Origin of the sequence: Roseivivax sp. GX 12232 (assembly GCF_021272185.1) — a bacterium.
Classification (GTDB): domain Bacteria; phylum Pseudomonadota; class Alphaproteobacteria; order Rhodobacterales; family Rhodobacteraceae; genus Roseivivax.
Map to the genome: position 1 here is coordinate 502,655 of NZ_JAJSEC010000001.1, position 19,749 is coordinate 522,403.

Here is a 19,749-nt window from a genome sequence, read left to right on the forward strand (position 1 = left end):
TCTCCCGTTTGCTGTTCTGACGAACCCGTCTCTCTCGACGGGATCACCTCAGCTACGGAGGCGAGACGACGATGGTTTCGCTTGGCGGGAAAAAATCTGCCTCACGTCTCCGTGTAGGGACGGATCGGCCCCACGGCGCGAACCTCGGTCGGGGTGCCGTCGGGCGAGCCGCCCGCCGGTTCGAGCGAGACCGCCAGGGTGCCGCCTTCCAGAAGCGGGCGCAGCTCCTCGGGCAGCACCTGCCGGGCGATCACGCCGGGCTCGCGCGGCACCAGGCCCAGCGAGATCGGCGTGCCGTCGCCGCCGATGATCCACATCTCGTGATCGGCGCCCTCGGGCACCGCGCCGCCGTCGCGGCGGATCAGGAACTCGTTGCTCTCGGCCAGGTAGCCCGCGTGCACCAGAAGCTCCGGCCCCGCCTCGGCGGCGAGATCGGCCACATAGGTGGGCTCGGGCGCCTCCGGCGTCAGCATGCCGGTGGTCAGCACCGCCCAACCGAAGACCGCCGCGGCCACCGCCCCCAGCGCGTAAGGCAGCAGGCTGCGCCACCAGGGTCGCGCGGCGGGCGTGCCGAAGGCCAGCGCCTCGATCCGGCGCTTGAGCTGCGGTGCGGGGGCGACCGGCGGCAGGGCCTCGGCCATGGCGGCGAAATGCTCGGTCCAGCTGACCACCACTTCGACCAGCTCGGGCTCGCGCGCGAGCCGGGCCTCGAAGGCGGGCAACTCGCCCTCCGGCAGGAGCCCGAGCACGTATTCCGCCGCGCGGGCGGCGTCCTCCTCGGGGTCCGGGCCGGTCGGGCCGTCTGTGGTGTCGCCTTGGTCGCTCATCGCGAGAGGCAGTCCTTCAGCTGGATCAGCGACCGGCGCAGCCAGGTCCTGACGGTGTTCAGTTTCACGCCCGTGGCCGCCGAAAGTTCGGCGTAGCTCCAGCCTTGCAGATAGGCCTTCTCGACCATCTCCGCGCGGTCGGGCGCCAGTTCGCCCAGGCAGCCGTAAAGCGCCCGTGCCTCGGAATTCATCGCCGCCTGCGCCTCGGGACCGGGCCCGAGATCCGGCGTCGTCTCGGCCGCGTCCAGCCCTTCGGCCGGCATCGGCTTCTTCTTGCGCCGCCGGTCGATGGCGACGTTGCGCGTCAGCGTGATCAGCCAGGTCATCGGCGAATAGCCGTTGGCCCGGTAGAGCTCGGCCCGGTGCCAGATCCGCAGATAGGCTTCCTGCAGGGCCTCCTCGGCCTCGGCGCGGTCGTTCAAGACACGCAGGGATATGGCGTAGAGTTTCGCGCTGGTGCGGTCGTAAAGCGCGGAAAAGGCCGCCCGGTCCTTCAGGCAGATCCGCGCGAGATAGGCTTCCAGCTCTTCCTGGGGCGTCGTCGCGGCGCTGTCGCCGGCCCCGGTCCTGTCCTGCATGTGCGGCCCTGTCTGCCCTGCCCCGGGAGCCGCGGCGGCGCCCGTGCCGCGCTCCGCGCTTTCCCTTGCTCCTCCCCGCAATATGTTGCACGACGGGCCGGACGAAGGCTGCCGACCAGGAGGACGCGGAAAGAATGGCGGACGGATCGATGGATATCAATGCCAAACCGACGGTCGAAATCTCGGTGCGCGAGACCTTCGGCATCGACAGCGACATGGTGGTGCACGGGTTCGCCGAAGCCAGCGACCGGGTGCCCGACGTCGATTCCACCTATCGCTTCGACCCCGACACCACGCTCGCCATCCTGGCGGGCTTCGAGCACAACCGCCGGACGATGATCCAGGGCTACCACGGCACCGGCAAGTCGACCCATATCGAACAGGTCGCGGCGCGGCTGAACTGGCCCGCCGTGCGGGTGAACCTCGACAGCCACATCAGCCGCATCGACCTGATCGGCAAGGACGCGATCCGGCTCGTCGACGGCAAGCAGACGACCCAGTTCCAGGAGGGCATCCTGCCCTGGGCGCTGCGCAACCCCACGGCGATCGTCTTCGACGAATACGACGCCGGCCGGGCGGATGTGATGTTCGTGATCCAGCGCGTGCTCGAGGTCGACGGCAAGCTGACGCTGCTCGACCAGAACGAGGTGCTGCACCCGCATCCCTTCTTCCGGATCTTCGCCACGGCGAACACCGTGGGCCTGGGCGACACCACCGGGCTCTATCACGGCACGCAGCAGATCAACCAGGGCCAGATGGACCGCTGGAACCTGGTGGCGACGCTGAACTACCTGCCGATGGACGCCGAGGTCGAGATCGTGCTGTCGAAGAACCCCGGCTACGACAGCGACAAGGGCCGCCGCCAGGTGCGGCAGATGGTCACCGTCGCCGAGCTGACGCGGACCGCCTTCATGAACGGCGACCTCTCGACCGTGATGAGCCCGCGGACGGTGATCGCCTGGGCGCAGAACGCCGAGATCTTCCGCGACGTGGGCTATGCCTTCCGGGTGTCCTTCCTGAACAAATGCGACGAGCTCGAGCGCCAGACCGTGGCCGAGTTCTACCAGCGCTGCTTCGACCAGGAACTGCCCGAAAGCGCAGCCAGCGTCAGCATGGGCTGAGCCCTTTCCCTCGCGCGCCCGGCCAAGCCGGGGCGCGCGAGGCAGCCACGCCCGGCGCGGCCCCCTCGCTGGCGGGCCCCGCCACATTCGGCGCGGCGCACACCGCGCAGCCGCCCTTCCCCTCCAAGCTCAAAACGTCACCCGCCTGCGCCGCCAGGCTCTAGTAAGCTCTGCGCTCTAGGCTCTAGGCGCGGCCTCGGCCCACCCGCGCGAAGAACAAGCGCCAAGGCCGCCGAACTGCGCCTCCGCTCCCACTCGCCCGAACAAACCGCCCCACCAGCGCCCACGCGCAAACAACCGCGCCACGCTCCCAACACGCCCCGCCAACCCCGGCGCGCCCCGCGTCACACCCCGCGCCACCCCCCTTTTGCGCATGACCGGGCTGAAAATACCTCCGGGAGCGCGAGGGCAGCGCCCTCGCCCGCCCGATGATCGGCACGATCAGCGGGCCAGACATCCCGCCCGCCGCCAGGCGGGCGTCCCCCCAACAAAACCAAAAACCCCCAGGGAAGCCCTCAGCGCGCCACCTCGATCACCTCGCGCTCGGTGACCACCATGTCGAGCGGCTGGTCGGTGGGCGAGAGCGGCACCTCACCGTCCTCCTGGGCGGCGAAGGCGAAACCGATGGCGAGCGTCGCGCGCATGGCGCGCAGGGCTTCGAGCGTGCGGTCGTAGAAACCGCCGCCGTAACCCAGCCGCCCGCCGGCGCGGGAGAAGGCCAGGAGCGGCACGATCAGGATCTCGGGCACCATGGGCTCGATCCGCTCGGGCACGCGCGCGCCGAAGGGGCCCTCGGTCAGCGCCATCCCGGGCTCCCAGCGGGCGAAGCTGAGCGGGCGGCCCTTGGCCTCGATCACCGGCAGGCCGACGGGGCCATGGGCCGCGGCCTCTTCCATGGCGGGCAGCGGGTCGATCTCGCTCCGGATCGGCATGTAGCCCGAGAGCGGCACGCCTCGGTAGCCCGCCAGCACCTCGGAGAGATGCCCCGCGTCGGCCGCACCGCGGGCCGCGAAAGCCTCGGCGCGGCGCGCCATGGCGGCCTTGCGGGCCGCGGCCTTGATCTCGGCGCCGCTCACAGCAGCACCATGCTCGCCAGCCCCAGGAAGGCGAAGAAGCCCACCACGTCGGTCACGGTGGTCACGAAGGTGCCCGAGGCGAGCGCCGGGTCGACCTTGGCCTTCTCGAGCAGGATCGGGATGCCGATGCCCGCGAGCGCCGCGGCGACCATGTTGATGATCATCGCCGCGAAGATCACCCAGCCGAGCGCCGTCGAGCCGAACCAGAGGACCCCCACGACCCCCATGACCACCGCGAAGGCCAGGCCGTTGATGAAGCCCACCGTGGCCTCGCGGCGGATCACCCGGAAGGCGTTGGAGCCGGTCAGGTCGCGGGTCGCCAGCGCCCGGACTGCCACGGTCAGCGACTGGGTGCCGGCGTTGCCGCCCATGGAGGCCACGATCGGCATCAGCACCGCCAGCGCGGTGACCTGGGCGATGGCGCCCTCGAACTGGGCGATGACCAGCGAGGCGAGGATCGCCGTGGCCAGATTCACCGCCAGCCAGGGAAAGCGCTGCCGCGTGGTCTGCAGGGCGCTGTCCGAGAGCGAGCTTTCCTCGCCCACGCCGGCGAGGCGCAGGATGTCCTCCTCGTTCTCTTCCTCGAGGACCAGCATGGCGTCGTCGATGGTGATCACGCCCACCAGCCGCTCGCTCTCGTCGACCACCGGGGCCGAGATCAGGTGATACTGGTTGAAGGCATAGGCCACATCGGCCTCGTCGCGGGTCGCGGGGATGACGTGGAAGCTGTCGTCGGTGATCTCGGCCAGTTTCACCTCGCGGCGCGAGGACATCAGCTTGCCCAGCGCCACCTTGCCGACCGGCCGCATCCGCGGGTCGACCAGGATGATGTGGTAGAACTGGTCCGGCAGGTCCTCGGTGGCGCGCATGTGGTCGATCGCCTCGCCCACCGTCCAGTGCTCGGGGGCCATGACCACCTCGCGCTGCATCAGGCGGCCGGCGGAATAGTCGGGATAGGTCAGCGACTGCTGCACCGCCACCCGGTCGCTGTCCTCGAGCGCGTCGAGAATCGAGTCGCGCTGCGCGTCCTCGAGATCCTCGAGCAGGTCGACCACGTCGTCCGAATCGAGGTCGCGGACCGCATCGGCCAGGACCTCGGGCTCGAGGATGCGGATCACCTCCTCGCGCAGGCCCTCGTCGAGCTCGGTCAGGATGTCGCCGTCGAACTCCTGCCCGTAGAGCCGGATCAGCCGCATCCGGTCGAAGGCGTTCATCTGTTCGAGCATGTCCGCGATGTCGGCGGCATGCAGCGGCTCGAGCAGCTCTACCAGCCGCGCGCGGTCCTGCACCTCGACGCTGTAGAGGATCGCGGTGATGGTCTTGGGATCAAGCGCATAGGCGTCGCTCTCCTGATCCTCCGGCTCGGGGGCCACGTCGAGCTGATCTTCCGCCATCGCGCACTCCTCGGGGACTGGGGTCAGGCGGAGAGTAGGGCAGCGCGGGGGGAAGAAACAGGGCCGCCGCCAGATTTACCTCGCCTGCCGCCCGGCCTAGTGTCGCGCCGGCGGAAGAAGCCGGGAGACAAGGCATGAGCGCGGATCACTTGCTGACGGGCCGGGTCCTGATCTGGGACGGCAACCCCCTCATCGAGGGCCCCGAGGCGGCCCGGATCGAAGAAGGCTGGGGCGTCCTGATCGCCGAGGGCACGGTGGCCGCCATCGGCCCCGCGGCAGCCCTGCGCGAGGCCGCCCCCGAGGTGCCCGAGACGACCTACGGCCGCGACCTGATCGCCCCGGGCTTCGTCGATGCCCATGTGCATTACCCCCAGACCCGGATCATTGCCTCCTGGGGCAAGCGGCTGATCGACTGGCTGAACAGCTACACCTTCCCCGAGGAGATGCGCTTCGGCGATCCCGCTTATGCCCGGGAGGTGGCGGGCGAGTACCTCGACCTCGTGGCGGCCCATGGCACCACCACGGTGGCTAGCTACTGCACCTCGCATCCCGAGAGCGCCGAGGCCTTCTTCGAGGCCGCCGCGGCTCGCAACATGCGGGTCTTCGCCGGCAAGACCTGCATGGACCGCAACGCCCCCGAGGAGCTCTGCGACGACGCGGTCAGCGCCTATGACGACAGCGCCGCGCTGATCGCGCGCTGGCACGGGACCGGCCGGGCGGGTTATGTCATCACCCCGCGCTTCTCGCCGACCTCGAGCCCCGAGCAGCTCGAGGCCCTGGGCGCGCTCTGGGCCGAACATCCCGACTGCCTGATGCAGACGCATCTGTCGGAGCAGACCGACGAGATCGACTGGGTGAAGGGCCTCTACCCCGAGGCCCGCGACTACCTCGACACCTACGAGCGCTACGGGCTCCTGGGCGAGCGCGGGCTTTACGGCCACGCGATCCACCTCGAGGAGCGCGAGATCGACCGCCTGGCCGAGAGCGGCGCGTCCCTGGTGCATTGCCCGACCTCCAACACCTTCATCGGCTCGGGGCTCTTCGACATGGGTGGGCTCAGCGCCCGCGGCATCCCGGTGGGGCTCGCGACCGACACCGGCGGCGGCTCCTCCTTCTCGATGCTGCGCACCATGGCGGCGGCCTATGAGATCGGCCAGCTGCGCGGGCGGCCCCTGCACGCCGCCGAGCTGCTCTGGCTCGCCACCGAGGGCTCCGCCCGGGCGCTGCACGCCGAAGGGCTGATCGGCCGCCTTACCCCCGGCGCCGAGGCCGACATCGCGGTCCTCGACCTCGCCTCGACCGCGGCCATCGCCCAGCGCGCGGCCCAGGCGGAGGATGCCTGGGAAGAGGTCTTCGCCACAATCATGATGGGCGACGACCGCGCCCTGCGCGCGGTCTGGGTCGGGGGCGAGAAGCGGGTCTGAGGGTGTTTGGGCTTGCTTGGGTGGCTGTGTCCGTCCGGCCGGGCCATTGAGGCCCGCCCGGCCGGAGCGAGAGCTCTGCCCTCGCGCTCCCGGAGTATTTTGGGCCCGGTCAGGCCGGGGTGGGGTGGATCGGGGGCGCTTTTGTTTCTTGGGTTCGGGCTGGCCATCCGTCCGGCCGGGCCATTGAGGCCCGCCCGGCCGGAGCGAGAGCTCTGCCCTCGCGCTCCCGGAGTATTTTGGGCCCGGTCAGGCCTGTAGAGGGGGCTTCTTGGCGGGCGGTGCGCTTCTATGGGGATGGTTGGGCTGTTTTGAGAGGGGGGTTTTGTGGCTCTGTCAGCAGCCGGGGCGCGCGAGGACCAGGACCCAGAGGTTGCCGGGGGCGCGGGCGAGGCCGGCTTCGGTGACATCCGGCAGGAGCAGGTTTTCCAGGTGCGCGGGTGAGGTCGTCCAGCCGCGCAGCGCGGCCTCGATGCTGCCTTGGCCGCGCGCGAGGTTTTCGGCGAGGCGGCAGAAGCGGTAGCCGGCGCGGCGGGCGCGTTCCGCTATATCAGAGCCGTCGGAGCCGATGTGCGAGAAGCGGGAATTGCGGGTGAGGTCGCGGGCGTGGGTCTCGGCCATGGCCTGAAGCCTGGGGTTGGCCGCGAGCGAGCCGAGGCCGGCCCGGGCGCGGAAGGCGGTGATGGCGGCGAGGTTGGAGCTGGCGTCGGCGGTGGTCGCGACGGGCGCTCCGGCGTTGGCGGACGCGGGTGAGGGTGCGGCGGCGCCTGAGGCGGCGGTGCGATTGGCGGGAAGCGCGGTAGCTTCTGCGCCAGTCATAGGTGCCGCGGAGGCCGCTCTGGGATCGGCGGTGATTTCAGGCGCGGCGGAAGTCGCGGGAAGCGCGGCGGCGGTCGCGCTAGGACCGGATGCTCCGTCCTGCACCGCCAGCGCGCAGCCCGCCACAACGAGGCACGCCAGCACCACCCCCGCCAGCCCCGCGCGCATCAGACCGCCTCGGCCAGGCGCCGCGCGAGGTGGCGCTGGCGCTCCAGCACCTGGGGCAGGTCCAGCGTCGCGATCTGGCCGTCGCGCACCACCTGGCGGCCTTCGACGAAGAGGTCCCGCACCCGGGTCGGACCGGCGAGGAGCAGCGCGGCGGGATCCCAGCTGCCGGCGCTTTCGACGCCGCGCAGGTTCCAGAGCGCCAGGTCGGCCCGGGCGCCCGGCGCGATGCGCCCGCAGTCTTCGCGGCCCAGCACCTCGGCGCCGCCGCGGGTGGCGATCCAGAGCGCCTCGCGCGCGCTCATCGCATCGGCTCCCCGGGCCACGCGTTGCAGAAGCAGCGCCTGCCGCGCCTCGGCCACCAGGTTGCCCGCGTCGTTCGAGGCGGAGCCGTCGACGCCGAGCCCCACCGGCACGCCCGCGTCGCGCATCGCCCGGACCGGGGCAATGCCCGAGCCCAGCCGGCAGTTCGAACAGGGGCAATGGGCGATGCCGGTGCGACTCCGGGCAAAGAGGTCGATCTCATCGCCGTCGAGCTTCACGCAATGGGCGTGCCAGACGTCCGGGCCGGTCCAGCCCAGGCCCTCGGCGTATTGGCCGGGGCGGCAGCCGAACTGCGCCAGGCTGTAGGCCACGTCCTCGTCGTTCTCGGCCAGGTGGGTGTGCAGCATCACCCCCTTGTCGCGGGCCAGGAGCGCCGCGTCGCGCATCAGCTCGCGGCTGACCGAGAAGGGCGAACAGGGCGCGATGCCGACGCGCAGCATGGCACCCGGGGCGGGGTCGTGGAAGGCGTCGACCACGCGAATGCAATCCTCGAGGATCGCGGCCTCCGCTTCGACCAGCGCATCGGGCGGCAGGCCGCCCGCGCTTTCGCCGATCGACATGGCCCCGCGGGTGGGATGGAAACGCATCCCGATCTCGCCCGCCGCGGCGATCGTGTCGTCGAGCCGCGCGCCGCCGGGATAGAGGTAAAGGTGATCCGAGGTCAGCGTGCAGCCCGAAAGCGCCAGTTCCGCCAGGCCAGTGAGCGCCGAGACATAGACTTCCTCGGGGCCGAAGCGCGCCCAGATCGGGTATAGCGTCTTCAACCAGCCGAAGAGCAGCGCGTCCTGCCCGCCGGGCACCGCGCGGGTGAGGCTCTGGTAGAGGTGATGATGGGTGTTCACGAGGCCCGGCGTGACCAGGCAGCCCTCGGCCTGGATCACCTCGCCCCGGGGTTCGAGGCCCTGGCCGATCTCGGTGATGACGCCATCCGCGAGGCGGATATCGGCGCCCGAGAGCTCGCGCCCGGCGTCGTCCATGGTCAGCACATGGGTCGCGCCGCGGATCAGGACCTCGCTCACGCGACATCCTCCAGCAGCGCCAGCGCCGCGGCGTGCAGCTCGGGCGTGGCGGCGGCCAGGGCGCGGCCGCCCGCGAGCGCGGGGCGACCCTGCCAGTCGGTGACAACCCCACCCGCGGCCTCGATCACCCCGATCGGGGCCTGGATGTCATAGGCGTTGAGCCCGGCCTCGATCACCAGGTCGATCTGCCCGGCGGCGAGCAGCGCATAGGCGTAACAATCCATCCCGTAGCGGGTCAGCCGGGCCGCGCCCGCGACGCGGCGGAAGGCGGCGCCCTCGGCCTCGGTGCCGACCTCCGGAAAGGTGGTCATCAGCCGCGCCTCGGAGAGCCGGGTCACCCCGCTCACGCCGAGGGGCCGGGTGCCGAAGGGGCCGCGCCATTCGGCCAATTCCGCGCCCCCGGTGAAGCGCTCGCCGGTATAAGGCTGGTCGATCACCGCGTGATGCACCCGCGCGCCGTCGGAGAGCGCGATCAGCACCCCCCAGGTCGGCGCGCCGCAGATGAAGGCGCGGGTGCCGTCGATCGGGTCGAGCACCCAGGTCAGCCCCGAGCGGCCCGGCACCGCGCCGTATTCCTCGCCGAGGATGCCGTCCTCGGGGCGCCGCTCCTGCAGGACCGCGCGCATGGCGCGTTCGGCGGCGCGGTCGGCCTCGGTCACCGGGTCGAACCCGGCGTCGAGCTTGTTCTCGGCGGCCAGATCGGCGGCGCGGAAATAGGGCAGGATCGCCCGGCCCGCCGCATCGGCCATGGCATCGGCCACCTGCCGGATCTCCTCGGCGTCGTCTCTGCGCATGCGCGGCCTCCCTGCCCCCGTGACACGGGCCCGGATCCCGGGCCGATCAAGGCCGGGATGACCCGTTTCGCGCGCACGATCAAGTCCGGAGGCGCTCGCGCGCCCCGGGGGTCGGGCAGCCGTCGTCAAGCGGAGAGGCAGGGCGGCGCGGTCAGGCCACGTCGGAGAGCACGCGGGCCAGCTCGAAGAGGCGCCGCCGCTGGTTTTCAGGGATCGCGTAGTAGGAGCGCACGAGATCGAGCGCCTCCTTGTCGCCAAGGATGTCCTTCGGCACCGACTGGCCGATGTCCTCGGCGGCCGGGGCCTCACCCTCTGGCTCGTCGATGCCCTCGAAGAAGAAGCTGACCTGGATGGACAGCGCTTCGGCGATATCCCAGAGGCGCGAGGCGGAGACGCGGTTCGCGCCGGTCTCGTACTTCTGGATTTGCTGGAACTTGATGCCGACCTTCTCGGCCAGCTGCTGTTGGGTCATCCCCACCAACCAACGTCTATGGCGAATACGTTTGCCAACATGGACGTCCACAGGATGCGTCATACACGAGCCCTCTGCTTCTAAAAGCGACTGGCGCAAAGGGGCACCAGACGGAGCTCCGAAGCACCAAAGTTTTCAAGCTGAGCACCCAATCAGCAAGGCTCATGATATATCCAAGACCCCTGCCAAGACAACCCGCAAGAGTTGAAAAAATATGACCCCCTGATGTGTCATGAGTTGTATGCCAGTCTGGAACCGCAGGGCGAAACCGATTTCCACGGCTTGACCCGCTGCCCGCCGCGCCGCATCACCGGAGGCGAGGAATTCGCCAATAAGGAGTGCGGGATGAAGGCTTTGGTCGTCGAGGCGCATGGCGCGCCGCCGGTTCTGAAGGACATGCCCACCCCCCGGCCCGGCCCCGGCGAGATCGCCGTCAGGATCGAGACCTGCGGGCTGAATTTCGCCGATCTTCTGATGGTCCAGGGCAGCTACCAGGACACGCCCGAGCTGCCCTTCGCGCTCGGCATGGAGGTCGCGGGCCGCGTGGCCGAGCTGGGCGAAGGTGTCACCGGGCTGGCCCAGGGCGACCGGGTGGCGGTCTTCGGCGGCTCGGGCGGGCTGGCCGAGGTCGGCTGTTTCGACGCCCGCCGCGCGGTGCCGATCCCCGAGACCATGACCTCGGTCGAGGCGGCGGCCTTCATGGTCGCCTACGGCACGAGCCACCTCGCGCTCGACCACCGCGCGCGGCTGCAGAAGGGCGAGACGCTCCTGGTCCTGGGCGCGGCCGGCGGTGTCGGGCTGACCGCGGTGGAGATCGGCAAGCTCATGGGCGCGAAGGTCATCGCCTATGCCCGCGGGGCCGAGAAGCTCGAGGTCGCGCGCCGCGCCGGGGCCGACATCCTGATCGACGCCGAAACCGCCGACCTGCGCGCCGAGGTGAAGGCCGCGGGCGGCGCGGATGTGGTCTACGACCCGGTCGGCGGCGAGGCCTTCGAGGCCGCCTTCCGCGCCTGCAACCCCGAGGCCCGGCTTCTGCCGATCGGCTTCGCCTCGGGCGACGTGCCGCGCATCAAGGCCAATCACCTGCTGGTCAAGAACCTCTCGGTCATGGGTATCTACTGGGGCGGTTACATGGGCTTCCGCCCCGAGGCAGTCACTGGCAGCCTCTCGACGCTTTTCGCCTGGCACGCCGAGGGCCGGCTTTCCCCGCATGTCAGCGAGGTGCTGCCGCTCGAGCGCGCGACCGAGGGGCTGGAGTTTCTGCGCAGCCGCAAGTCCACCGGCAAGGTGGTGATCGAGATCCAGCCGGCGGAGTGAGCCCATGCCCGAGGAGACCTTCACCCACCAGGCCGAGGAGGACGCCCGCAACGCCGAGGTCCTGATCTGGGTCGACGAGGGGCTGAAGCCCCGGGCCGAGGCCGTGGTCTCGGTCTTCGATTCGGGCTTCATGCTGGGCGACGGCGTCTGGGAGGGGCTGCGCCTCTACAACGGCGCCTGGGCCTTTCTCGACCAGCACATGGACCGGCTTTTCGAGGCCGCCAAGGCCATCGACCTCGACATCGGGCTCACCCGCGCCGAGGTCATCGACCGGCTGGAACAGACCCGCGCCGCCAACGGCATGCAGACCGACGCCCATGCCCGGCTCATGGTGACGCGCGGGGTCAAGGCGCGGCCCTTCCAGCATCCGGCGCTGTCGACGCGCGGGCCGACCTTCGTGATCGTGATGGAGCATTCGCGCCCCGCGATCCCGCGCCCGATCCGGCTGGCCACCGTCGCGCATCAGCGCGGCCTGCCGATGACCCAGGACCCCAAGCTCAACAGCCATTCCAAGCTGAACTGCATCCTCGCCTGCATCGCCGCCGAAAAGGCCGGCGCCGACGAGGCGCTGATGCTCGACGTGCATGGCTTCGTGAACACCACCAATGCCTGCAACTTCTTCATCGTGCGGCAGGGCGAGGTTTGGACCTCGACCGGGGACTACTGCATGAACGGCATCACCCGCCGCGCGGTGATCGAGATCTGCCGCCGCGAGGGCATCCCGGTCTTCGAGAAGAACTTCTCGCTGGTCGAGACCTATTCCGCCGAGGAAGCCTTCCTCACCGGCTCCTTCGGGGCCCAGACCCCGGTGAGCGAGATCGACGGGAGGGAGATCGGCGCGGGCGAGATGGGCCCGGTGACCCGCCGCATCCGCGCCGCCTACAAGGAGCTCGTGGGCGCATGAGGATCGCCATGTGGTCAGGCCCGCGCAACCTCTCGACGGCGCTGATGTATGCCTTCGCCGCGCGGGGCGATTGCGCGGCCTGGGACGAGCCCTTCTATGCCGCCTATCTGGCCCGGACCGGGCTGGCGCATCCCATGGCCGAGGAGATCCGCGCCGCGGGCCTCTTCGATCCCGCCGAGGTCGCCGCGGCGCTCCGGGCCGATCCGCCCGAGGGCCGTGCGCATGTCTACCAGAAGCACATGTGCCAGCACATGATCGCGGGCATGCCGCGCGACTGGATGGCGGATGTGACCAATGTCTTCCTGATCCGCCACCCCGCCCGGGTGCTGGCGAGCTTCGCCTCGAAATACGAGGCGGCGGGGCTCGAGGACATCGGCTTTCTGCAACAGGCCGAGCTCTTCGACGAGGTGGCAGAGCGCGAGGGCAAAGCGCCGATCGTGATCGATTCCAACGACATACGCGACGCGCCCGAAGCGATGCTGCGGGCGCTCTGCGCGGCGCTGAAGATCGAGTTTCATCAAGAGATGCTGCGTTGGCCCGCCGGGCCGAAACCCTATGACGGGGTCTGGGCGCCGGTCTGGTACAAGGCGGTGCATGGCTCGACGGGTTTCGCCGGGCGCGAGGGGCCGCTGCCCGAGCTCTCGGGCGCCTATGCCGCCACCGCCGAGGCCGCCCTGCCCGCCTACGAGAAGCTGAAGGCGCATCGGCTGCGGGCGGGCTGAGCGCGGGGCGCCTTCGGACCGGGCGGCAAGCCTTTGAGTCCGGGTCGCTTTCCCGGCGCGGGCGCTAGAGCGCCGCGAAGCCCTTGCGCAGGAGCTCGGCCAGCGCCGCCGGCGGGCCCTGCTCGGCGCGTTCGGCGTAGAGGTTGATCTTCATGGTGCCGAGGTCCGGCAGCGCGCCCCCGGTCTCGATCCGCTCGAGCTGCGGCGGGGCATGCCCCTCGATCAGCGCCACGACGCCCAGGTCGGCGCTGACCGTGGCCTCGATCGAGCGGTCGCTGTCGCTGTCGATCACCTGGAACCAGGGAATGCCCGAGGCCTCCAGCGCGCGCACCACCGCCGGGCGGAAAGCGCAGATCCGCGCCTGGGCATAGGGCAAGGGCCGCTGCCGCCAGGCGCAGCCGCCCGGCGCGCCGTGCCAGGCCAGGGGCGCCACATGCAGCGTCTCGCCGCCGCGATGCGCCTCGGTCGTCAGGATCAGGTCGACCTCGTGCAGGGCAAATTTCTCCAGCAGAACCGCGGTATTGGCGGTCTCGAGCCGGACCTTCATGCGGGGGAAGGCGGCGGCGAAGCTCTGCAGCGCCCGCGGCACCACCGGGTACAGGATGTCCTCGGGCACGCCGAGCCGGATCTCGCCCTCCAGCGTGTCGTCGGTCAGGAGCGCGTAGATCTCGTCGTTCAGCGACACCATGCGCCGCGCATAGCCCAGGAGCTGCTCGCCCGAGGGGGTCAGCGCCACCCCGCGCCCCGAGCGTTCGAGCAGCGCCAGGCCCAGCATCTCCTCGAGCCGCTTGAGCTGCATGGAGACCGCCGATTGCGTCAGGTTGAGGATCTTCGCCGCGCGGGTCACCCCGCCGGTTTCGGCCACCGCGGCGAAGGAGCGCAGGGTGGTGACATCGAGATTGCGCATTCATCACGCTCCGTGATGGTGGGTGTCATAAACATTCGTTTCCATAATAGCGCCACGACCCGATATTCATCAACAGGAAAGATGCTTCACCCCGAAGGCATCACGCTTGATGAAGGATGAGGAAGATGGCCCATATCGACCGCCTGAGCCTGCCCGCCCTGCCCCGCCCGGGGCTGCGGCGCCGCGTCACCGCCATGCTGGCGCTCGCCCGTCAGCGCCGCCAGCTCGCCCGGCTCGACGACGCCCGGCTGGCCGACCTCGGCCTCAGCCGCGCCGAGGCCGAGGCCGAAGCCGCCCGCGCGCCCTGGGACGCGCCCGATCACTGGCACGGCTGAGCGCCAAGGCTGAGCGCCTGTGCAGCCGCGCAAGATCCGTTCATTGTTTCCCTGTATGGCGCCCGGAAATTCTTGAAACCCGGGCGCCGAGTGCCGATATTTGGCAAGACTTCCGGTGGAGCGATCTGCCGGGCTCATGTTCAATTCGGAGGAATGAATGGCTGAATACAGAACCGTTCGGACCGGCGCGGCCGCCGGTGCGCGTTCGGCTGAGATCGACGAGGGCCTGCGCGCTCACATGAACAAGGTCTACGGCACCATGTCCGTGGGCATGTTCCTGACCTTCCTGGTGGCCTGGGCCGTGGGCTCCAGCCCCGAGCTCCTGGGCATCTTCCGCGATCCTCAGACCCTTCAGCCGAACATCCTCGGCTGGATCGTGATGTTCGCGCCGCTGCTGATGGTCTTCGGCTTCGGCGCGGCGATCAACCGGCTGTCGGCCGCCGGCGCGCAGACGTTCTTCTACGTCTTCGCCGCGGTCATGGGCCTGTCGCTGTCCTGGATCTTCGTCGCCTTCACCGGCATCTCGATCGCCCAGGTCTTCCTGGTGACCTCGATCTCCTTCGCGGGCCTGTCGCTCTTCGGCTACACCACGAAGAAGGACCTTTCGGGCTGGGGCACCTTCCTGATGATGGGCGTGATCGGCCTCGTGGTGGCTTCGATCGTGAACATCTTCCTGCAGAGCCCGGCGATCTTCTTCGCCGTCTCGATCCTCGGCGTGCTGATCTTCGCGGGTCTGACCGCCTATGACACGCAGTCGATCAAGAACGAATACATCGAACATGCCCGCCACGGTGACCAGGAGTGGCTCGGCAAGTCGGCGATCATGGGCGCGCTGCGTCTCTATCTCGACTTCATCAACATGTTCATGTTCCTGCTGCAGCTCTTCGGCAATCGCGAGTAAGCGCGGGTTGTTCTTGGACTGATGGGAAGGCCGCCCTTCGGGGCGGCCTTTTTCGTTTGGGAGGGCTGGCGGGTACGGTGTGGTGGCCGAGGCGGGAGCAGGTCGCGGTGACCCTGGCGCGGCCCTTTGCGACGCCAAAGGTGCGCGACGCTCCCGCCCGACGCGCAACGACCCAACCCTGCCCCCTCCCACCCCACACAACAGAGGGCGCGCGCCGGACCGGGGGCCGGCGCTGCCGACCTCTGAGCCATGCACTTTATCCCAACAAGGTCAGGGCTAGAGGCGATCTAAGCGCACCACTCCAAGGAGCGCCGGCCCAAGGGGCCGGTCCGGCGCGCGCCCGGCATCTTCGATGCTATTCGGGCGCAAGACGGGGCGGCTCACTGTGTTGGTGGTGAGGATCTGCTCAGAAGGAGTGGCGCGTGAAATGCGCCTCTCTCTCAAGCTTCACGCGCAGACTACACCGCACCCCGAAGCCCCCCTCACAACCGCGCCCGCATCGCCACGGCCGGCAGCTTCACCCCGCCCGGCAGCGGCACCGTCACCGGGCCCTGCCGCTCGAATCCCATGGCGGCGTAGAAGGGCTCGGCGTTCAGCGTCGAGACACAGGACAGCTCGCGCATCCCCTGCCCCTGGGCATGGCCGATGATATAGTCGAGAAGCCGCCGCCCGATGCCCTGGCGCTGGTAGTTGTGATGGGTCACCACGTGGCGCACATGACCGACGCCCGGCGTGCGCGCGCCGCGGCCGGGCGCCGCCTGGGTCCAGCCCCCGGCGCCGACCAGGAGCGCCCCGCGCAAGACCAGGAAAAACGAGCCCGACCGCAGCAGCTCGGGCTGCGCCCGCCCGATCACCGGCAGCGCGCCGGCGCAGACCTCCTCGGAGTAGGTCCCGGCCAGAAGCACCGGGTAGGCGGTGGAAAACAGCCGGTCCACGGCGGGAAAGTCCGAGCCATGGGCCCGGCGGATCATCGGCGAATCAATCAACATCATCAATCTGTCCGGAAATGTGGGGCGGCCAGAATAACCCGCGCCCCGGACCGCCCGCACGAAAAACGCCGCCCCCCGGGGGGAGCGGCGTTCCGGAACATCAAAAATCGGGCAGATTACTTGATCTTGCCTTCCTTGTATTCGACGTGCTTGCGCGCGACGGGATCGTATTTCTTGATCACCATCTTCTCGGTCATCGTGCGCGCGTTCTTCTTGGTCACGTAGAAGTGGCCGGTGCCTGCGGTCGAGTTCAGGCGGATCTTGATCGTCGTCGGCTTCGCCATCGTGTCGTCTCCTTCGGGCGGGCGCGCGGTGCCACGCACCCCCGTGAAATTCTTTGAGGCCCGCGTATTGCTCAAGAGGCCCGTCAAGTCAACCGGGCGGGCCCCGGAATCTCGCGCGGAGGGCCTGTAAGCCGGATTCTGTGCCAGGCGGGTCTCCCCGCCCGCGACGACCATTCATCTGGGCCGGCCCTCGCGGACCGGCTCGTGCTGCCAACCCGGACCCCTCGGGCTGAAGCGGCCCTGCGGCGATATCCCCGAAAGGATCAGCCCGCGCGGGGTCCCTATGCGGCATTGCTCCCGGTGGGGCTTGCCATGCGGGTCCGGTTGCCCGGCCCCCGGTGGGCTCTTACCCCACCGTTTCACCCTGGCCGCCGGACGCGCCGGCGGTGGTCTGTTCTCTGTGGCGCTTTCCGTCAGGTTGCCCTGCCCGGGCGTTACCCGGCACCGTCGCTTCAAGGAGTCCGGACTTTCCTCCCCGGCGGGGTCACCCCCGGCCGAGGCGGCCGTCCGGCCCTCCGCGCGTCCCGGGCGATACGCCGGCCCGCGGCCCGCGTCAATCCGCGGCGCGCCGGCGCAGGATCAGGCTGCGAGCCATGAAGTCGCGCAGCGCCTCGGCCACGAGCTGCGGCGCCTCGAGCATGGGAAAATGCCCGGTGCCCGGGATCAGGCAAAGCTCGCCCACCGGCGCGAGCCCCGCCGTCACCTCGAGCCGCCGGGCGCGGATCAGCGGATCCTCGGTGCCCCCCAGCACCAGGATCGGCGCGAGGCAGCGGCGCAGCACCGCCTGCTGGTCGGGCCGGCGCTGCATGGCGCGCGACTGCGCCAGGAGCGTCTCGGCGCCCAGGACCTCGGCCATGCCCGAGAGGACCGCGCCGAGCCGCCCGCGCTCGGCCACCTCTGAGATCGCGCCCGCCGGGAACTCCCGCGTGACCCAATCGGCGATCCGCCCGGCGCGCAGCGCGATCATCCGCGCCTCGCGGGCGGCGGCCTCGGTCGGGGTCTCGGCAAAAGGCGCCGCGGCGATCAGCGCAATACGCGTGACCCGCGCCGGCAGCTGCCGCTGGATCTCGAGCGCCACAGCACCACCAAGCCCATGGCCCACCAGCGCCACCCGCGGCGGCAGGCAGGGCAGGATGCGCTGCGCGATCTCCTCGACCCGGGCCGCGCCCTGCGGCAGCACCAGGCTCACCAGCCGGTCGAGCGCCAGCGCCTGCACCTGATGGGCAAAGACATGACCCGTCGCGCCATGGCCCGGAAGAAAGACCACGGTTTCCTCGGGCGCTGCGCTTTGAACACAAACCTGCACAACGGGAACCCTGCTCGCGCGTCCATCCTGACGCTTGTCCCGAAAGTCTAGCAAAAGCCCCGAACCTGGGAAGCCGCGGCATCGGCGCGCTTGCGAATTGCCGCCGCCCGTGCTTTCCGCGCGACATGGAAGTGACAACGCTGATCCTCGGCGCCGGCGCGGCCGGCATGATGTGCGCGGCCCATGCGGGCCCGGGCACGCTGGTCGTCGACCACGCCAAGGCCCCGGGCGAGAAGATCCGCATCTCCGGCGGCGGGCGCTGCAATTTCACCAATCTCGACGTCCGCTTCGAGCGCTTCCTGGGCGGCAACCCGCATTTCCACAAGTCCGCCCTGTCGCGCTACACGCAGTGGGATTTCATCTCGCGGGTCTCCGAGGCCGGGATCGCCTGGCACGAGAAGACGCTGGGGCAGCTCTTCTGCGACGGCAGCGCCAAGGAAATCATCGCCATGCTGCGCGATGACATGGCGGCGGCGGGGGCCGAGCTCTGGCTTTCGACCAGGCTCACCGCGCTCGAGCATGCCGATGGGCGCTTCCGCGCCACCTTCGAGCGCGAGGGCGCGAGCCGCACCGTGACCGCGCGGAACCTCGTGCTCGCGACCGGCGGCAAGTCGATCCCCAAGATGGGCGCCACCGGCCTTGCCTATGAGATCGCCGAGCGCTTCGGCCATGTCCTGACCGAGACCCGCCCGGCGCTGGTGCCCCTGACCTTCCCCGACGGGCGCTTCAAGCCGATCTCCGGCGTCTCGACCCCGGCGCGCGCGAGCTGCAACGGCACCAGCTTCGACGAGGCGCTTCTTTTCACCCATCGCGGGCTCTCGGGTCCGGCGGTGCTGCAGATCTCGAGCTACTGGCGCGAGGGCGAGAGCCTGGCCCTCGACCTCCTGCCCGAGACGCCCTTGGCGGAGCTTCTGTCGGAGAAGCGCCGCAGCAGCGGCAAGCGCCAGCTCACCACCGAGCTCGCCCATCACCTGCCGCAGCGGCTGGTCGACCACCTCGCCGAGGAGATCGACCTCTCGGGCCGGCTCGGCGATCTTTCGGACGCACGCATCGCGACGCTCTGCCGGGCGCTTCAGCACTGGGAACTGCGCCCGGCGGGCTCCGAGGGCTACCGCACCGCCGAGGTGACCCTGGGCGGGGTCGCGACCGAGGGGGTCTCGTCGAAGACCATGCAGTCCGAGCGCCTGCCCGGCCTCTACATCATCGGCGAGGCGCTGGACGTGACCGGCTGGCTCGGCGGCTACAACTTCCAATGGGCCTGGTCCTCGGGCTGGGCCGCGGGCCGCGCCATCGCCGGGCATGACGCCTAGGTAACAGCCCGGCGACAGCCGCGCAGAAGACGCTTGAAAACGTCATGCGATGGTTACAAATCCGTCGTCATGACCAAAGCCGCCAAGAAAAGCCTGCCGACCCGCATCACCCGCGCGATCCGCGCGCAGGTACCGCGCAAGACCGCGCGCGATCTCTGGAACCGGCTGCGCTTCGGCGCGGGCGCGCCGCAGAGCGACGAATGCCTCTGGGTCGATCCGATGGCGGTGAACCACGTCTATTCCGGCGGCAAGACCTTTCCGCTCCGGCGCCACAACTCGGGCCAGGTGATCCCCGGCGACTGGGACCTCTCGCGCCTGCCCCTGCCCGAAAGCGACAAGGCGCTGTCCTGCCGGCTGCATTTCGTCGAGGGCGTGCCCTGGTCGGAGACCCCGATCTATCACCGCCTCAAGGCCGAGATCCTGGCGGGTGGCCGCCCCGACGGGCTGAAGGACCTCGACGCGCTCGACCGCCGCTACGCGCGGCTCGACAAGCTCTGGAGCTATGCCAAGCGCGAAGGGCTGCGCCCGCGTTCGGAGACGCCCGAGAGCTACCGCCGCGAACACGGCGGGGTGCTGGTGCATATCGCGCGGGACGGCACGCTGATGCGTTCGGGCGGCGCGGCGCATCGCTTCGCCATCGCGCGGCTCTTGCAGCTGCCGAAGATCCCCGCGCAGATCGGCGCGATCCATCCCGGCGCCCTGGAAGCGGGCCACCTGGCGTCCCTGCGCCAACCGCCCGAGATGCCGCGCGGCTAAGCCCGTCA

General features: G+C 70.0%; 21 protein-coding genes and 1 other RNA gene. 9 read left to right on the forward strand and 13 right to left on the reverse strand.

Annotation, left to right across the window (positions count from 1 at the left end):
* Positions 1–101 precede the first annotated feature (101 nt).
* Together LR948_RS02240 and LR948_RS02245 are read right to left on the reverse strand one after the other, a co-directional pair.
* Positions 102–827, reverse strand: coding sequence for an anti-sigma factor domain-containing protein (locus LR948_RS02240; RefSeq protein WP_232752300.1), 726 nt, complete (start codon positions 825–827; stop codon positions 102–104).
* Complete coding sequence (locus tag LR948_RS02245) at positions 824–1,405, reverse strand: sigma-70 family RNA polymerase sigma factor (protein WP_232752301.1); 582 nt, start codon at positions 1,403–1,405, stop codon at positions 824–826. The genes LR948_RS02240 and LR948_RS02245 overlap by 4 nt, the downstream gene beginning before the upstream one ends.
* 134 nt (positions 1,406–1,539) lie before the next feature.
* Between LR948_RS02245 and cobS the strand changes: the two genes are divergently transcribed.
* Positions 1,540–2,526 (forward strand): cobaltochelatase subunit CobS, encoded by a 987-nt coding sequence (gene cobS, locus LR948_RS02250; RefSeq protein ID WP_232752302.1) that lies wholly within the window; start codon positions 1,540–1,542, stop codon positions 2,524–2,526.
* 515 nt (positions 2,527–3,041) lie between these two features.
* Here the strand turns inward: cobS and LR948_RS02255 are convergent.
* Together LR948_RS02255 and mgtE are read right to left on the reverse strand one after the other, a co-directional pair.
* Positions 3,042–3,602: a 5-formyltetrahydrofolate cyclo-ligase gene (locus tag LR948_RS02255; RefSeq protein WP_370634845.1), complete on the reverse strand. Its 561-nt coding sequence runs from the start codon at positions 3,600–3,602 to the stop codon at positions 3,042–3,044.
* Complete coding sequence (gene mgtE, locus LR948_RS02260; RefSeq protein ID WP_232752303.1) at positions 3,599–4,996, reverse strand: magnesium transporter; 1,398 nt, start codon at positions 4,994–4,996, stop codon at positions 3,599–3,601. The genes LR948_RS02255 and mgtE overlap by 4 nt, the downstream gene beginning before the upstream one ends.
* Before the next feature lie 134 nt (positions 4,997–5,130).
* Between mgtE and guaD the strand changes: the two genes are divergently transcribed.
* Positions 5,131–6,420 carry a guanine deaminase gene (gene guaD, locus LR948_RS02265; RefSeq protein WP_232752304.1) on the forward strand — a complete coding sequence of 430 codons (1,290 nt, stop codon included), beginning with the start codon at positions 5,131–5,133 and terminating at the stop codon, positions 6,418–6,420.
* A gap of 333 nt (positions 6,421–6,753) precedes the next feature.
* Here guaD and LR948_RS02270 read toward each other — a convergent pair whose 3' ends face one another.
* From LR948_RS02270 to LR948_RS02285, 4 genes are all read right to left on the reverse strand, one after another.
* Positions 6,754–7,404 carry a CAP domain-containing protein gene (locus LR948_RS02270; protein WP_232752305.1) on the reverse strand — a complete coding sequence of 217 codons (651 nt, stop codon included), beginning with the start codon at positions 7,402–7,404 and terminating at the stop codon, positions 6,754–6,756.
* Positions 7,404–8,744, reverse strand: a complete 1,341-nt coding sequence (locus LR948_RS02275; protein ID WP_232752306.1) for an 8-oxoguanine deaminase — start codon at positions 8,742–8,744, stop codon at positions 7,404–7,406. Before LR948_RS02275 ends, LR948_RS02270 begins: the two co-directional genes overlap by 1 nt.
* Positions 8,741–9,538, reverse strand: a complete 798-nt coding sequence (gene hisN, locus LR948_RS02280) for a histidinol-phosphatase (protein ID WP_255702744.1) — start codon at positions 9,536–9,538, stop codon at positions 8,741–8,743. The genes LR948_RS02275 and hisN overlap by 4 nt, the downstream gene beginning before the upstream one ends.
* A 151-nt stretch (positions 9,539–9,689) precedes the next feature.
* Positions 9,690–10,073, reverse strand: a complete 384-nt coding sequence (locus LR948_RS02285) for a helix-turn-helix domain-containing protein (protein WP_232752307.1) — start codon at positions 10,071–10,073, stop codon at positions 9,690–9,692.
* Positions 10,074–10,355: 282 nt separating this feature from the next.
* Between LR948_RS02285 and LR948_RS02290 the strand changes: the two genes are divergently transcribed.
* Genes LR948_RS02290 through LR948_RS02300 form a run of 3 tightly spaced genes read left to right on the forward strand, consistent with a single transcriptional unit; the run spans position 10,356 to position 12,953 of the window.
* Entirely contained in the window at positions 10,356–11,327 is a 972-nt protein-coding gene (locus LR948_RS02290) for an NADPH:quinone oxidoreductase family protein (RefSeq protein ID WP_232752308.1), read from the forward strand.
* Positions 11,328–11,331: 4 nt separating this feature from the next.
* Complete coding sequence (locus tag LR948_RS02295; protein ID WP_232752309.1) at positions 11,332–12,231, forward strand: aminotransferase class IV; 900 nt, start codon at positions 11,332–11,334, stop codon at positions 12,229–12,231.
* Positions 12,228–12,953, forward strand: coding sequence for an HAD family hydrolase (locus LR948_RS02300; RefSeq protein WP_232752310.1), 726 nt, complete (start codon positions 12,228–12,230; stop codon positions 12,951–12,953). The genes LR948_RS02295 and LR948_RS02300 overlap by 4 nt, the downstream gene beginning before the upstream one ends.
* A 64-nt stretch (positions 12,954–13,017) precedes the next feature.
* Here the strand turns inward: LR948_RS02300 and LR948_RS02305 are convergent, their stop codons facing one another.
* Positions 13,018–13,860, reverse strand: a complete 843-nt coding sequence (locus tag LR948_RS02305; RefSeq protein WP_232752311.1) for a LysR family transcriptional regulator — start codon at positions 13,858–13,860, stop codon at positions 13,018–13,020.
* A gap of 125 nt (positions 13,861–13,985) precedes the next feature.
* Between LR948_RS02305 and LR948_RS02310 the strand changes: the two genes are divergently transcribed.
* Together LR948_RS02310 and LR948_RS02315 are read left to right on the forward strand one after the other, a co-directional pair.
* On the forward strand, positions 13,986–14,195 hold the full coding sequence (locus tag LR948_RS02310; protein ID WP_232752312.1) for a DUF1127 domain-containing protein: 210 nt from the start codon (positions 13,986–13,988) through the stop codon (positions 14,193–14,195).
* A gap of 157 nt (positions 14,196–14,352) precedes the next feature.
* Complete coding sequence (locus tag LR948_RS02315) at positions 14,353–15,096, forward strand: Bax inhibitor-1/YccA family protein (protein ID WP_232752313.1); 744 nt, start codon at positions 14,353–14,355, stop codon at positions 15,094–15,096.
* Between the two features lie 482 nt (positions 15,097–15,578).
* Here the strand turns inward: LR948_RS02315 and LR948_RS02320 are convergent, their stop codons facing one another.
* The 4 genes from LR948_RS02320 to LR948_RS02335 form a co-directional block, all read right to left on the reverse strand.
* Positions 15,579–16,088, reverse strand: coding sequence for a GNAT family N-acetyltransferase (locus LR948_RS02320; RefSeq protein ID WP_232752314.1), 510 nt, complete (start codon positions 16,086–16,088; stop codon positions 15,579–15,581).
* Positions 16,089–16,201: 113 nt separating this feature from the next.
* A complete protein-coding gene (gene rpmG / locus LR948_RS02325; RefSeq protein WP_218448217.1) occupies positions 16,202–16,369 on the reverse strand; it encodes a 50S ribosomal protein L33 in 168 nt (55 codons plus the stop codon).
* 111 nt (positions 16,370–16,480) lie between these two features.
* Positions 16,481–16,888: RNase P RNA component class A (gene rnpB, locus LR948_RS02330), an RNA gene on the reverse strand.
* Between the two features lie 34 nt (positions 16,889–16,922).
* Positions 16,923–17,636 carry an alpha/beta fold hydrolase gene (locus LR948_RS02335; protein WP_232752315.1) on the reverse strand — a complete coding sequence of 238 codons (714 nt, stop codon included), beginning with the start codon at positions 17,634–17,636 and terminating at the stop codon, positions 16,923–16,925.
* A gap of 164 nt (positions 17,637–17,800) precedes the next feature.
* Here LR948_RS02335 and LR948_RS02340 point away from each other — a divergent pair, with 164 nt between their 5' ends.
* On the forward strand, positions 17,801–18,985 hold the full coding sequence (locus tag LR948_RS02340) for an NAD(P)/FAD-dependent oxidoreductase (protein ID WP_232752316.1): 1,185 nt from the start codon (positions 17,801–17,803) through the stop codon (positions 18,983–18,985).
* A gap of 69 nt (positions 18,986–19,054) precedes the next feature.
* The gene (locus LR948_RS02345; RefSeq protein WP_232752317.1) at positions 19,055–19,741 is read left to right on the forward strand and encodes a hypothetical protein; all 687 of its coding nucleotides are present in this window, start codon (positions 19,055–19,057) and stop codon (positions 19,739–19,741) included.
* Positions 19,742–19,749: the final 8 nt, after the last annotated feature.